We start from the raw sequence: 12,985 nt of genomic DNA, 5'->3' as shown, positions 1-12,985 counted from the left end.
CCATCGTTCTTCTCCTTAGGTTGGCTAGCCTTAAGGCGGTAGGTAGTTGTTTAGAAATGAGCGGTACGTGTTTATGCGCCAGCGCCAACGATGCTGGGATTGAATCTGTTTTCTTCGGACCACTGCGCCATCAAGGCCTGGCGGGCCTGATGGTATTGCGTTGCTAGCTCTGCGATAACCTCGGCCGTAGGTTGGATCGAGTCGATTTGTCCCACGCCCTGTCCCGAACCCCAGATGTCCTTCCAAGCCTTGGAACTTCCACCGGCCCAGTTCATGGATCCGGTACTTCTTTCGGCCAGGTTCTCGGGATCCAGTCCGGCGGCCGCAATGCTTGGCTTGAGATAGTTTCCCGGCACGCCGGTGAATGCCGAGGTGTAGATAATATCGGCCACGGCCGAGTCGACAACCATCGATTTGTACGCTTGCGGGGCATTGGCCTCGGTGCTGGCAATGAACCGGGTTCCCACATAGGCAAGATCTGCGCCCATCACCTGGGCGGAGAGGATTGACCGTCCGCTGGCGATTGAGCCCGAGAGGATGATCGGCCCGTCGTAGAAGCTGCGGATCTCTGGGAGCAGCGCCAGTGGGCTTGCGGTTCCGGCGTGCCCACCGGCACCGGCGCAGACCAGGATCAGCCCGTCAACGCCTGCCTCGAGCGCCTTGCGGGCGTGGCGAACCGTCGTGACGTCGTGGAAGACGAGGCCGCCGTAGGCGTGCACCGGAGCAATGACCGGGGTGGGTGCGTACAGCGAGGTGATGATGATGGGAACCCGGTGCCGCACACAGGTTTCGAGGTCCGCTTCAAGGCGGTCGTTGGTGTGGTGAACGATGAGGTTCACCGCGTACGGGGCGATCTTGCGTTCTGGATCTGCGGTTTTTGCTGCAGTGAGCGCCGTGTCGATCCGGGTCAACCAGGAATCGAGTGCTTCCTGCGGCCGGGCGTTTAGCGCGGGGAATGATCCCACGATGCCGTTGCTGCATTGTTCGATCACCAGCTCGGGATTCGAGATGATAAACATCGGGGCAGCGATCACCGGTAGCGCCAGCTGGGCCTTGAGCTCATCGAAAGTTGTCATGACTGCCGGCTTTCTCCTCATCTCTTCACGGATACACGTTGCTTGCAGGCGACCGTTGACCCGAAATACGTGATCCACGTCGCTCAAGTGCCGAGTCTACTATCCGGCGCATCCATCAGGAGCTGGCAGCCCGATAGACACCTTCGAATTGTGTTGGGCCGGTCATGAACTCCGGGTTAGGACAGGAGCCCGCCTAGACTCATCATGGGTCTTCGGGAAGGAAACATCATGGTCACACGGCTGGATATTGTCGTTATTGGTGGCGGAGCCATGGGTTCTGCAACGGCTTGGCAGCTTGCCACCCGTGGCCGTGAGGTTACCTTGCTTGAACAGTTCGCGCCTGGGCATACAAATGGGGCCTCGCATGGAACTACCCGCAACCTCAACCTCGGGTATGCCGATCCAACCTATGTGGGAATGCTCGCCGAATCACTCATGCTTTGGGAAACACTTGGCGCGCAGAGTGGTTCCGAACAGATCACCCGCACCGGAACCGTCAATCACGGCGACCCGGTCTCGCAGGCGGACACTCTTGCGGCGCTGACGGCGGTGGGTATTCGCGCCGAAGAACTCAGCGCGGCCGAGGCCACCGAACGGTGGAACGGAATTCGATTTGCCACCCCCGCCCTGCACATGCCAGATGGTGGACAACTGAATCCCGATCTTGCCCTGCCAAGTTTTCAGCGTGTGGCCACCGAACATGGTGCCACTATTAGGCATGGGGTTCGCGTTGTTGAAATGACGGTCCTTGGCGAAAACCAGGTTCACATGGTTCTTGAAACTCCATCCGGAACAGAAATTCTTGAAGCACGAAGCGTGGTGGTTACCGCCGGCGCCTGGACCAGCTACCTGATTCCCGACTCGGTGCGGCTTCCGCAGCTACGCGTCACCCAGGAACAACCCCTACATTTTGCTCCACGCGATGCGCAGACCGGGTGGCCGGGCTTCAACCACAACATCGTCCCCGGCTCCCCCGGTTTTGAAAACGCTTATTCACCGGTCTACGGAATGCTGACCCCGGGTGAGGGAATCAAGGCCGGGTGGCACGGAACCGGGGCACAGACCCACCCCGATCAACGCAGCTTCGCCTCCGAACCCAAACAATTACACGCACTGCGGGATTACGCTCGCGTATGGCTTCCGGGCGTCAATGCAGATATCTTCACCGAGATCAGCTGCACCTACACAAATACCCCGGATGAGGATTTCATTCTGGATCGGATCGGCCCCATCACCATGGGTGCGGGTTTCTCCGGCCACGGCTTCAAATTCACCCCAACCATTGGCCGGATTCTTGCCGATCTTGCCACGGGTAGCGGTCCTGCTCCCGCAAAATTTAGCGCCGGACGCAGGGCCATCGATCCCACAGCACTATCGGCAGGCAGTAGAAGCGCACACGGCCCTTTCTAAGGAACGCCCCGCCGCCAAATTGGTTGCCGATTCCCTCCAGGTAACCGGCGGCAACGCTTAGAGCTCGTATCCAGCCGAGGGGTTCCGCTGGATACGAGCTCTAAGGTAAAGGTGCTCATTTTTATGCTGCGATCCGCGCCAGCAAGAATCGGTCCGCCGAGATTCGTCCCGGTCCCAGTAATGCGATGGCTAGAGCGCCAGCGGCTAGAGCCAAGACGAGTTCATAACCTCCGGCATCGACAAAGATTCCGGCCGGTGCGTGAACCAGGAACATTGCGCCGAGCGCGTTCAGTGCAAGCAGCGCCGCAAAGACGCGAGTCAATACGCCAAGAATCAACGCAATACCGCCAACGATTTCCAGCGTGGCAACCACCGGTGCTATGAGCGTTGGTGCTGGAACACCCATCTGACCGAATGCAGCTACGGTTCCATCCAGGGTGTACTGGAAGTATTTTTGCCAACCGTGAGCGGCAAACAGGAAACCGATCACCACTCGCAGCATGATCTGCGCGCTTGTCACAAGCGCCTGGTTGTTCATTGAGGTTTTCATCTTGAAAATCCTTTGGTCGCGTTCATGGAGCCATCCACCGGGACGGCAAATGGCCAAGGCGGGTCGAGTTCTTCGGCCCGCCTTGCGCACTAAACACTTCCATCCAATTACTTGAAGCTTCAAGTTAAGTGATATTTCTCGCGAGGTTCACGACGAAGTGTTACCGCGGGCTGATCGCAGACTGCTTTCTTCCTGCGAACTTCTAGAAAGTAGCTAAAGTTTCCTGCTAAATGCTCAGGGTTCGGGTATACGCAGCCCTGAATACGAGATCACTGGCGCGAAGGTTCCACCTTCTCGCCACATCAAGTGCGGACCTGCCGGGATATTCACTGACATCCCGTTGCCCGCCATTAACGACTGGCTGCCAGCGCGTCCTGAACTTTTTGCGCAGCTGCCTGCAGCGCCGGAAGCACGTCTTGTGCCGCCTGTTGCGCCCCCATCTGGGATTGCGGGCCCACGCTCATTGAAACGTTCATGGCTGCGGCAATACTGCCGTCCTTGTTGAATACCGGCACGGCAACCGAACGCAGGCCAACTTCGAGCTCCTGGTCTACCAGCGCGTAGCCCTGCTCTCGAATGCTGGTGAGCTCTTCCTGCAGCTGTTCAATTGTGGTGATCCCCAAGCCGGTACGTGATTCAAAGCCCTGAGCAAGCAAGGTGTTGAGAACGCCCGGCGCTTGGTAGGCCAGCAGAACCCTGCCCATTGAGGTGTTGGCGGCGGGGAAGCGAGTTCCTACCGAGATTCCCACGCGCATGATGGAGCGGGTGTGCACGCGAGCAATGTAAAGAATTTCGCTGCCCTCAAGCACCGAGGCCGAGGCCGATTCATGCACTTGGGAGGAGAGATCTTCAAGCACCGGCTCCATAAGCTGTGGCAGCGTGGCACTTGCCAGGTAGGAGTACCCAAGTTGCAGGACCTTGGAAGTCAGCTCGAAGAATTTTCCATCCCCTCGCACGTAGCCAAGTTCCTGCAGTGTGAGTAAGAAGCGCCGGGCCGTGGCCCGGGAAAGATCGGTGCGCTTGGCAACATCGCTGAGCGTCATTGAGGGATGTTCGGCATCAAAAGAACGAATAACCTCGAGCCCACGCGCCAACGACTGTACCGAGGTGGAACCGCCGGTACTCGCGGTGCCGTTATCCTGGCTCATCGTGTGTGGCTCCCTCGAAGACTAAAAAGAAAAATTTGTGGGGGTGTGATTGCCGCAAACGGCGCTGACACCCCCACAAATCTACCCGCTCTTGCCTAGGCCTTGTGCAGGTCCACGGGCAGGCGGGCTACAAGCTCATCAAAGGAGATGCCGTGCGTGGAACGAACAGTGACCTTGTTATCGGCAAGATCGAAGATTGCCGATTCGGTGTAGATGCGTGAAACGCAACCCAGGCCGGTGACCGGATAGCTCAGTGTCTCAACCAGTTTGGACTCCCCTGCCTTGGTGAACAGCCCCATCATGACCCAGGTGGATTTGGCACCAATGGCCAGATCCATCGCGCCGCCCACGGCCGGGATCGCTCCGGGGGCACCTGTATGCCAGTTGGCAAGATCGCCACCACCGGAGACCTGGAAGGCACCGAGCACGCAGACATCGAGGTGGCCGCCGCGCATCATGGCAAAGGAATCCGCTTGGTGGAAGTAGCTGGCACCGGGAAGTTCTGTCACCGGGATCTTGCCGGCGTTGATCAAATCTCCGTCAATCTCATCCCCGGTGGCTACCGGACCCATGCCCAGCATGCCGTTTTCGGTGTGCAGGGTGACACCCTGCTCCGAAGTCAGGAAGTTCGAGACATTTGTCGGCTGGCCGATACCTAGGTTGACGAACGCTCCTGCAGGAATGTCCACGGCAACGATCTTGGCCATCTCATCGCGGGTCAGCGCGGCGTCGGTGGTGGTAAAGGTGCTCATGAGTTGGTGTCTCCGATGGTGACCAGGGTATCAATGAAGATACCGGGGGTGATGACGTTTTCCGGATCCAGCGAGCCGGGGGCAACGATCTCGTCAACCTGCACGATTGACTGCTTGGCCGCTGTAGCCATGATGGGACCGAAGTTTCGTGCGGTCTTACGGTAGACAAGGTTTCCCAGGGTGTCGGCACGTAGTGCCTTGATCAGTGCAAACTCGGCATGTATCGGGGTTTCGAGCACATAGCCGCGCCCGTCGATCATGCGGGTTTCTTTGCCCTCGGCCAGCATGGTGCCGTAGCCGGTGGGGGTAAAGAACCCACCGATGCCGGCGCCTGCTGCGCGGATGCGTTCGGCCAAGTTGCCCTGCGGGACCAACTCGAGCTCGAGCTCCCCGGCGCGGTAGGCCTCATCGAAGTGCCAGGAATCCGACTGGCGTGGGAAGGAGCAGATGACCTTCGAAACGCGGCGTTCCTTGATGAGCAGTGCCAGGCCGGCGTCTGCCTGTCCGGCGTTGTTGTTCACGACCGTGAGGTTGCTGGCGCCGCAGTCAAGCAGTGCGTCAATCAGTTCCATCGGCTGGCCGGCGTTGCCGAAGCCGCCGATCATGACGGTTGCCCCGTCGTGGATGTTTGCCACTGCTTCTGCAGCTGTGGCGGCGATGCGTGGTGCCATGGTGGATAATCTCCTTGTGGTTCCTGAAAATCTTGTTGTTGCCGCAGATGGGGAGTTCAATTCTCCCGTTCTGTATTAGGCAGTTGCGTTCGGGTTTTCCAGCACGACTGCCAGGCCCTGACCCACGCCGATGCAGATCGCGGCAACGCCCCAGCGCTGGTTGTTTTCCTGCAGGCGGCGGGCGAGGGTACCGAGGATGCGCAGGCCGGAAGCGCCCAGTGGGTGACCGATCGAGATGGCACCGCCCCAGGCGTTGACGATGGCCGGGTCAATATCCCAGGCACGCATGCAGGCCAGCGATTGGGCGGCAAAGGCCTCATTGAGTTCAACCGCTGCCACCTCGCTCCAGGAGATGCCGGCCTTGGCCAGTGCCTTGTTGGCGGCTTCTACCGGAGCGAAGCCGAAGTACTGCGGATCCAGGGCCGAGGATGCACGTGATGCAATGCGGGCAATCGGTGCAGCGCCGAGCAGTTCGCCACCGCGTTCGGAACCAATGAATGCCGCCGAGGCACCATCGGACATCGGGGAGGCATTGCCTGCGGTAACGGTTCCGGTGGCGGCGTTACGGAAGACGGTACGCAATCCACCCAGGGTTTCCGCGGTGGAGTCGGCGCGAATGGTTTCATCGCGGGTAACTTCGGTGCCACGCTTGCTTGCCGCAGGAACCGCGACGACCAGATTATTGTACTTACCGTTGTCCCATGCCTTGGCCGCCAGCTGGTGTGAGAGTGCGGAGAATTCATCTTGGTCTGCGCGGGTGATCTCATACTTTTCGCGCAGCTGTTCGGTGGCCTCACCGAGCGAGACCGTCCATTGGCTGGGCATGGCCGGGTTGATCAGGCGCCAGCCCAAGGTGGTGTTTGCAAGTTCCAGGTTCGCCATCGGGAACGGACGATCGGTCTTGGGCAATACCCAAGGAGCGCGACTCATGGATTCAACGCCACCAACCAAGACGAGGTCGGCGTCTTCGGTATTGATCTGACGTGAGGCGGCAATTGCCGCATCCAGTGAGGATCCGCAGAGGCGGTTCATGGTGGTGCCCGGCAGGCTGGTCGGCAACCCCGCGAGCAGGGTTGCCATGCGTGCCACGTTGCGGTTTTCTTCGCCCGCGCCGTTGGCGTTGCCAAAGATCGATTCGTCAATGGAGGTTGGGTCGAGTTCTGGCGCGCGCGCCACGAGCTCGCGGACCACGTGCGCAGCTAAATCGTCGGGACGGTGACCCGAGAGGCTTCCGCCGATCTTGCCGAAGGGGGTGCGGATTGCGTCGTAGAGATACGCCTGCTGCATGATGTGTGGCCTGACTTCCTGATCATAATGTTCGCAATGCGAACCTGTGTTCACTAAATGAACTTTATCATTATGCGGGCAGGCCAACAAGGGGGGGTGAGTCGTCGATTCCCCGCCGCCCTGGGGTGGGCATTCACGCGCTAGCGGCCCACCACCTTGCTCAAGGCGACCCCCGGGACCGTGGCGGCACCTCGAAGATCAATGCGGCGGGCCGCGCAACCCGAAACGCAGCGCACATAGGCCACCTGCCCTTCGGAGGTATGGTGCGCGGATTCAACCACCCAGGCGTGCTGGTGCGCGGGCTGCTTACGGGTGCGTGAAACGTTTTCTGCGGTAACTATATCCATCATGTACACAACTGTGCTGTAATGCCCTTATGCACCTCAACCCTTACGGAGAATATGCTGTCCTGCTCGCCGCCTCACTGGCCAATGACCCGCCCGCAGACAGAGAGCAGATCATCGGCCGAGCCCGCGACTTCGGCATGACCATGGACTTCACTCCCGCCCCGGAAGATCACGCCCGAACGCTCAAGGTCATCGAGGCCTGGCTACACGTTGTGGATGCCGCAGACCCCCAAGAGCGGGCGGACATACTCAACGATCAGATGGCTGCCGCCGCGGCATACCCGCGTCTCGTTGATCACCACGGAGAAGGCTGGCATCTGCACTACCGCGACGCGAATCAGGTCCTGCCCGACGTACTGCGTGCCGTCTTCAGCGTGGGAACCTCGTTGCATCTTTCCACCCGCGGCATGCATCGTTTGGGGCGCTGCGCCGCGGGTGAAGCACCCGGTGATCCCTGCACCAGGGTGGTGGTTGATGTGACGCGCAATGGCCGCCAGCGCTATTGTTCGGTGCGTTGCGCCAACCGGGCGGCGGTGCGCAGGCACCGTGCGCGACTGCCTTACAGTTAGAACCATGGCCAATTCACCGAGCGGGGACTCGATGCTCGACCGCTTGGTGCGGATCCTTGATGCTTTTGACGCACAAAACCCTACCTTGACGGTCAACGCCCTTTCGAGGCGCGCCGATGTTCCTCGGGCCACCACCTACCGACTACTCGATGAAATGGTTTCACACGGGCTTCTGGCACGCGATGCCGACGGCCAGGTGCGCTTGGGGTTGCGCTTGTGGGAACTTGCCAACCGCAGTGCCTCGACGCTTGACCTGCGCCAGGCAGCGCTTCCATTCATGGAGGACATCAACCAGCTGGTTGGGCAGAACACCCAGTTGGCGGTGCTGCACGAGGACGACGTGTTGGTCATTGAGCGACTCTCCCGTCCAGGTTCGGTGGTGAACCAGGCCAACGTGGCAGGACGCATGCCAGTGCACCTCACATCCATGGGCATGGCATTGCTAGCTTTTTCCCCCACCCATGTCCTGGAAGGGTATCTTCAACGACACGGCAAAATTATGCATACGCACCATCCCCGGTTGCGTCATGAGCTGGCCGATATCCGACGTACCGGTTTTGCCACCTTCGACGGGTTCATCGATGAAGAAACCACCGGTGCCGCGGTTCCGATTCTTGACACGCAGGGCTATGCACTCGCGGTGCTTTCAGTGGTTGTGCCACGGGGATCGGACACGCTACCGGCCGCGGCGATGGCGCTAAGGACCGCAGCGCGCGGAATCTCCCGTGCACTGGGCAACTGAAAGGTCTATGTGTGTTTTATTTACCGAAAACCTTACGTAGATCTGCCTTGCGGATTTTTCCACTGGCGGTACGCGGTAATTCATCGGCCAGCACCACTGTGCGTGGGATCTTGTAGCGGGCAAGCTTGCCATCCAGGTGAGCCAAGATTTTCTCGGCATCCACGCTGTGGCCTTCACGCACTACAACGACCGCGCGAGGGATTTCGCCCCATGTGGCATCCGGGACACCAATCACCGCAACTGCAGCAACCGAGTCCAATTCCATGATCGCCTGCTCGACTTCTGCGGGATAAATATTTTCTCCGCCGGAGATGATCATGTCTTTAAGCCGGTCCGAGATGAAGAGGAAACCTTCGGAGTCCAGATAGCCCATGTCGCCCGAACGGAACCAGTTGCCATCGGCAAAGGATTCGGCGGAGGCCTCGGGACGGTTCCAGTATTCGGGTATGACGTTGGGTCCGGAAATCAGGATTTCTCCGACTTCGCCGGCCGGCAATGTGTTGCCCATCGGGTCGCCAATGCGCACGTCGGTGAAGAAGTGCGCCAGCCCGGCAGAGCCTATCTTGGTGCGCGAGTGCTCGGCGGGCAGGGCGGTGGCACCGGGTGCGGTTTCGGTCATGCCGTAGCCGCCGGAGAAGCCAAGCCCGCGCGCCTCATAGGCTTCGAGCACGCGCAGCGGTACCGCGGAGCCGCCACAGGTGAGCATGCGTAGAGAAGAAATATCCACGTTATCCCAGTCCGGGTGTTCGGCCAGCAGCTGGAAGGTGGTGGGCACCCCGGACAGGGACGTAATTCCATGCTTCTCGATGGCGGCCAAGACGGCAGAGGGCTCAAATCGATCTTGTAGCACCAACGTGCCACCCTTGAGCAGCGTGGGCAGCACGCCCATACCCAGCGAGGCGGCATGGAACATTGGTGCGATCATCAGGGCCCGCGCATCCGAGGTCACGTCGTAATCGACAATGACGTTGAAAGAATTCCAGGTCATATTCCCGTGCGTGAGCACCGCCCCCTTGGGCTGCCCGGTGGTGCCCGAGGTGTAAAGAATAATGGCCGGGTCTTCCAAGGCAACCGCGAGATCATGATGCTCGGAGCTGGCATCTGCCAGTGCGCGTTCATAATCCGATGGCGTGCCAGAAATATCCGCAACCTGAAGACGTTTGTAGACCGGGCTACCCGGAAGCGCCGCGTCAGCCAACTTTTCCAAGGATTTGGGGTTAATAAGCACCGTAGCGCCGGAATCCTCTAGAGCATAGTTTAGTTCGCGTGCGGCAAGCCTGGTATTTAGTGGCACAAAAATGGCGCCAAGGCTGCCGCACGCAAAGAGGGTTTCTAGGAACGCCGGATGATTATTTCCCAAGTAGGCAACGCGGGCACCCTGAGAAACGCCCATGCCTGCCAGAACGTTGGCCAACGCATCGATTCGCGTAGCCAAGTCCGCATAGCTCAGCCAAACGTCCCCATCGATAACCGCAACGTGGTCACGAGACTTTACGCTCCGTTTGTGAACCCAACTTCCAAGTCCTTGGTTCAGCATTGGTGCCTTTCTATTGTGCAGGCCGCCGAGAGCGGCAACATACACCCTGTGGATTTACTTGTAGGTGTTTACTATTTGGCCGTCATTACATGGAGGCCGGAGCATCTTTCGACATCTCTCAGGCATACTTTTCAAAAATTCGCCTCATCGACCGGTCTTTCTCGAAAGGCATGGCCCTCACGACAGTACAAGCCTCTCTTGGCGCAAAGCCCGACGCTCCACGCCAAGAGACCTGGCTTATCCCCCGCCGAAGCGTTGTGCTTAGGCGTAGAAGCGGTAAATGCCGCGAGAAACAACCGACGGCTTGGCTGCACCTTCAACCTCGATGACCTGGTCAACGAAGATCTGGTAGCCGCCCTTAACTTCTTCAACCTCGGCGATGACTGCCTTCATGCGGATCTTGGCGCCCACCGGAACTGGCGCTGGGAAGCGAACCTTTTCAAGGCCGTAGTTCACACGCGTTGAAACGCCGGTGACATCGAAGAGCTCGGACCAGAAGGCGATCTGCAGGCTCAGTGAGAGGTAACCGTGAGCGATCGGGCCGCCGAACGGACCATCTTTGGCTTTCTCCGGGTCGGTGTGGATCCACTGGTGATCATCGGTTGCGTCGGCAAAGGTGTTGACCTGCTCCTGGGTAACAACGCGGTATTCGCTGTAACCGAGGTCGGTGCCGGCTGCGTCTGCGAGCTGTTCGTAGGAAAGAACTGTCTGGCCCATGTTGGGTTCTCCTTGGGGTAGTAAGGGTTGAAAAATAGTTGTTGAAAGATGCAATCAAGGGTTTGGCGCATTCCTAGCGGAAGGCACCAATACCGGTGATCGAACGCCCAATGATCAAGGCGTTGATCTCATCGGTTCCCTCATAGGAATAAATGGCTTCGGCATCGGCGTGGAAACGCGCAACGTCGTAGTCGAGCACGATGCCGTTGCCGCCACAGATTTCACGTGCCAGCGCCGCGGTTTCCCGCAGCATCCGGGCCGTGAACATCTTGGCCATTGCCGAGTTTTCATCCTTATAGATCCCCGCATCCTGCGCCTGTGATAGTGCGGTGACCATGGCTAGGGAAGCGGTGACGTTCGAAAGCATTGTTGCCAGCTTGGCTTGAATCAGCTGGAAGGATGCCAACGGTTTGCCAAATTGCTTGCGTTCGGTGACATATTTCAGCGCCGCCTCATAGGCTCCCGCCGCGGCACCGGTGGCAATCCAGGCAACATCCGAGCGCATATTGCGTAGGCATGCAGCAACGTCGGCAAACGAGTTAATGTTTGCCAGGCGTGCCGAATCCGGCACCACGACGTTCTCCAGCGCTATGTCTGCGTTCTGCATAATGCGCAGGGAGGTCTTGCGTTCAATCTTGGTGAGGCTCACGCCTACCGAATCGGTGGGCACCAAGAAGCATTTGACCTGCTTATCGGTCGTATCGCGAGCAAAGACCGCCAGCACATCGGATTGCGCGGCTCCGCCAATCCAGCGCTTGGCTCCATTGATACCCCACGTGTTGTTTGACGCATCGAAGGTTGCCGAGGTTTCAAGTCCCCCGGCAATATCCGATCCGTGCTCGGGTTCGGTCAGCGCGAAGACACCCTTATAGGTGTATGCGGTGATTTGTGGGTCAAGCTCGGCTACCTGTGCATCGCTGCCACCGAGGTTGACGGTGGTGCGGAAGAGGCCCGATTGTGCGTTGTAAAACGTGACGATCGAGGCATCGACGCGGGCGAGTTCAAAGTTGCGGAAGCCCGCGTAGAGACCGCGGACCTTTTCGCCGGCGGCAAGAACCTCTGCCGGGTTCATCAGATCTTCTGCGATCAATGGTGCGATGACCTGGGTAGGAAATTCTCCACGTTCCCAGTACTCATTAACTACCGGACGAACATGCTCATCAAGCACACCGCGCAGACGCAGCAAGGCTGCACGCTCGGCATCGCTCAGGAGGCTGGCGAACCCATATTGATCGCTGGGGTAGAACGCGCTCATGCCTGTTCCAGCCCGAGGACGCGCACGGCGTTGTGCTTGAGGATCAGCGGACGCACCTCATCCTTCAAGGGCAACTCGGCAAACGCGCCAAGCCACTTTTCCGGGGTGATCAGCGGGAAATCTGTGCCAAAGAGAACCTTGGTGGACAGCACGTTATTGCTCATCTTGACCAAAGAAGCCGGGAAGTACTTAGGGCTCCAGCCCGAAAGATCAATGAAAACGTTTGCCTTGTGCGTGGCGATCGAGTTCGCCTCGTCCTGCCACGGCACCGAGGGGTGAGCCATGATGATTGTCAGGCGCGGGAAGTCTGCCGCAACGTCATCGAGCAGTAGCGGGTTTGAGTAGCGCAGCTTGATGCCGCGGCCACCGGGAAGCCCGGCACCCATTCCGTTCTGACCGGTATGGAAAACACAGGGCAACCCGAGTTCTTCAAGCGCACTCCACAGCGGGTAGTACTGCTCGTCGGAGGGGTCGAATCCCTGCAGTGAGGGGTGGAATTTGAAGCCCTTGACGCCAAGGTCATTGGCCTGACGGCGGGCTTCGGTGATTGCATCTTCCCCGGTGCGCGGATCAACCGAGCCAAAGGGAATCAGTACATCGTTGTTGCGCGCCGCGCCCGCCACTAGGTCATCAATCGAGTTTGGCTCGTGACCTAGTGCGGTGCGGGCGTCAACGGTAAAGAGCACCGCAGCCATGTTCGCCTCGCGGTAAACCTGCGCAATCTTATCCACCGACGGGGTGCGATCGGTGGACTTGAAGTACGCTGCCGAGGCCTCGAAGAGGTCCTCAGGCATTGCCTTGTGTCCACACTCGTCGACCTCAAGGTGCACGTGCATGTCGATAGCCGCGATGGCATCTAGATTGATCGCTGATTCATAACGAACGCTCATTTAGGTGCGCTGCTCTCTATGTTTTGCTGCTGCG

The 12,985-nt window shown here is 59.1% G+C and carries 14 protein-coding genes; 3 read left to right on the top strand and 11 right to left on the bottom strand.

Translation table 11 applies throughout. From position 1 onward, the window contains the following. Positions 1 to 71 precede the first annotated feature (71 nt). On the bottom strand, positions 72 to 1,154 hold the full coding sequence (locus tag CQ018_RS04940; RefSeq protein ID WP_258142434.1) for a nitronate monooxygenase family protein: 1,083 nt from the start codon (positions 1,152 to 1,154) through the stop codon (positions 72 to 74). 150 nt (positions 1,155 to 1,304) lie between these two features. On the opposite strand from CQ018_RS04940, the gene CQ018_RS04935 reads away from it, so the two are divergent. After that, a complete protein-coding gene (locus CQ018_RS04935; protein WP_105548877.1) occupies positions 1,305 to 2,486 on the top strand; it encodes an FAD-dependent oxidoreductase in 1,182 nt (393 codons plus the stop codon). A 121-nt stretch (positions 2,487 to 2,607) separates the two neighbouring features. Here the strand turns inward: CQ018_RS04935 and CQ018_RS04930 are convergent, their stop codons facing one another. From CQ018_RS04930 to CQ018_RS04905, 6 genes are all read right to left on the bottom strand, one after another. After that, on the bottom strand, positions 2,608 to 3,024 hold the full coding sequence (locus CQ018_RS04930; protein WP_105549324.1) for a DoxX family protein: 417 nt from the start codon (positions 3,022 to 3,024) through the stop codon (positions 2,608 to 2,610). A 362-nt stretch (positions 3,025 to 3,386) separates the two neighbouring features. Next, entirely contained in the window at positions 3,387 to 4,184 is a 798-nt protein-coding gene (locus CQ018_RS04925; protein ID WP_105548876.1) for an IclR family transcriptional regulator C-terminal domain-containing protein, read from the bottom strand. A 95-nt stretch (positions 4,185 to 4,279) separates the two neighbouring features. Further along, entirely contained in the window at positions 4,280 to 4,936 is a 657-nt protein-coding gene (locus CQ018_RS04920; RefSeq protein WP_105548875.1) for a CoA-transferase, read from the bottom strand. After that, on the bottom strand, positions 4,933 to 5,607 hold the full coding sequence (locus tag CQ018_RS04915; RefSeq protein WP_105548874.1) for a 3-oxoacid CoA-transferase subunit A: 675 nt from the start codon (positions 5,605 to 5,607) through the stop codon (positions 4,933 to 4,935). Before CQ018_RS04915 ends, CQ018_RS04920 begins: the two co-directional genes overlap by 4 nt. A gap of 75 nt (positions 5,608 to 5,682) precedes the next feature. Beyond that, complete coding sequence (locus tag CQ018_RS04910) at positions 5,683 to 6,894, bottom strand: thiolase family protein (protein ID WP_105548873.1); 1,212 nt, start codon at positions 6,892 to 6,894, stop codon at positions 5,683 to 5,685. Between the two features lie 140 nt (positions 6,895 to 7,034). Further along, complete coding sequence (locus CQ018_RS04905) at positions 7,035 to 7,244, bottom strand: hypothetical protein (protein ID WP_105548872.1); 210 nt, start codon at positions 7,242 to 7,244, stop codon at positions 7,035 to 7,037. Between the two features lie 26 nt (positions 7,245 to 7,270). On the opposite strand from CQ018_RS04905, the gene CQ018_RS04900 reads away from it, so the two are divergent. Then, positions 7,271 to 7,810: a CGNR zinc finger domain-containing protein gene (locus CQ018_RS04900; protein WP_105548871.1), complete on the top strand. Its 540-nt coding sequence runs from the start codon at positions 7,271 to 7,273 to the stop codon at positions 7,808 to 7,810. 4 nt (positions 7,811 to 7,814) lie between these two features. Continuing rightward, on the top strand, positions 7,815 to 8,552 hold the full coding sequence (locus CQ018_RS04895; protein ID WP_105548870.1) for an IclR family transcriptional regulator: 738 nt from the start codon (positions 7,815 to 7,817) through the stop codon (positions 8,550 to 8,552). A 16-nt stretch (positions 8,553 to 8,568) separates the two neighbouring features. On the opposite strand, the gene CQ018_RS04890 is transcribed toward CQ018_RS04895, so the two are convergent. From CQ018_RS04890 to CQ018_RS04875, 4 genes are all read right to left on the bottom strand, one after another. After that, on the bottom strand, positions 8,569 to 10,089 hold the full coding sequence (locus tag CQ018_RS04890; protein WP_105548869.1) for a long-chain fatty acid--CoA ligase: 1,521 nt from the start codon (positions 10,087 to 10,089) through the stop codon (positions 8,569 to 8,571). Positions 10,090 to 10,350: 261 nt separating this feature from the next. Beyond that, positions 10,351 to 10,806, bottom strand: a complete 456-nt coding sequence (locus CQ018_RS04885) for a MaoC family dehydratase (RefSeq protein ID WP_105548868.1) — start codon at positions 10,804 to 10,806, stop codon at positions 10,351 to 10,353. A gap of 73 nt (positions 10,807 to 10,879) precedes the next feature. Continuing rightward, a complete protein-coding gene (locus CQ018_RS04880; RefSeq protein WP_105548867.1) occupies positions 10,880 to 12,061 on the bottom strand; it encodes an acyl-CoA dehydrogenase family protein in 1,182 nt (393 codons plus the stop codon). Then, positions 12,058 to 12,951 (bottom strand): amidohydrolase family protein, encoded by an 894-nt coding sequence (locus CQ018_RS04875; RefSeq protein WP_105548866.1) that lies wholly within the window; start codon positions 12,949 to 12,951, stop codon positions 12,058 to 12,060. Before CQ018_RS04875 ends, CQ018_RS04880 begins: the two co-directional genes overlap by 4 nt. Between the last annotated feature and the right edge of the window lie 34 nt (positions 12,952 to 12,985).

The organism is Arthrobacter sp. MYb227 (assembly GCF_002975435.1).
GTDB lineage: Bacteria > Actinomycetota > Actinomycetes > Actinomycetales > Micrococcaceae > Paeniglutamicibacter.
This window is presented reverse-complemented; position numbering and strand designations above follow the sequence as displayed.

Excerpts from the sequence above, each read along its gene's own strand:
- CQ018_RS04935 (WP_105548877.1), top strand. The coding sequence starts at position 1,305 with ATGGTCACACGGCTGGATATTGTCGTTATTGGTGGCGGAGCCATGGGT.
- CQ018_RS04930 (WP_105549324.1), bottom strand. The coding sequence starts at position 3,024 with ATGAACAACCAGGCGCTTGTGACAAGCGCGCAGATCATGCTGCGAGTG.
- CQ018_RS04925 (WP_105548876.1), bottom strand. The coding sequence starts at position 4,184 with ATGAGCCAGGATAACGGCACCGCGAGTACCGGCGGTTCCACCTCGGTA.
- CQ018_RS04920 (WP_105548875.1), bottom strand. The coding sequence starts at position 4,936 with ATGAGCACCTTTACCACCACCGACGCCGCGCTGACCCGCGATGAGATG.
- CQ018_RS04915 (WP_105548874.1), bottom strand. The coding sequence starts at position 5,607 with ATGGCACCACGCATCGCCGCCACAGCTGCAGAAGCAGTGGCAAACATC.
- CQ018_RS04910 (WP_105548873.1), bottom strand. The coding sequence starts at position 6,894 with ATGCAGCAGGCGTATCTCTACGACGCAATCCGCACCCCCTTCGGCAAG.
- CQ018_RS04905 (WP_105548872.1), bottom strand. The coding sequence starts at position 7,244 with ATGATGGATATAGTTACCGCAGAAAACGTTTCACGCACCCGTAAGCAG.
- CQ018_RS04900 (WP_105548871.1), top strand. The coding sequence starts at position 7,271 with ATGCACCTCAACCCTTACGGAGAATATGCTGTCCTGCTCGCCGCCTCA.
- CQ018_RS04895 (WP_105548870.1), top strand. The coding sequence starts at position 7,815 with ATGGCCAATTCACCGAGCGGGGACTCGATGCTCGACCGCTTGGTGCGG.
- CQ018_RS04890 (WP_105548869.1), bottom strand. The coding sequence starts at position 10,089 with ATGCTGAACCAAGGACTTGGAAGTTGGGTTCACAAACGGAGCGTAAAG.
- CQ018_RS04885 (WP_105548868.1), bottom strand. The coding sequence starts at position 10,806 with ATGGGCCAGACAGTTCTTTCCTACGAACAGCTCGCAGACGCAGCCGGC.
- CQ018_RS04880 (WP_105548867.1), bottom strand. The coding sequence starts at position 12,061 with ATGAGCGCGTTCTACCCCAGCGATCAATATGGGTTCGCCAGCCTCCTG.
- CQ018_RS04875 (WP_105548866.1), bottom strand. The coding sequence starts at position 12,951 with ATGAGCGTTCGTTATGAATCAGCGATCAATCTAGATGCCATCGCGGCT.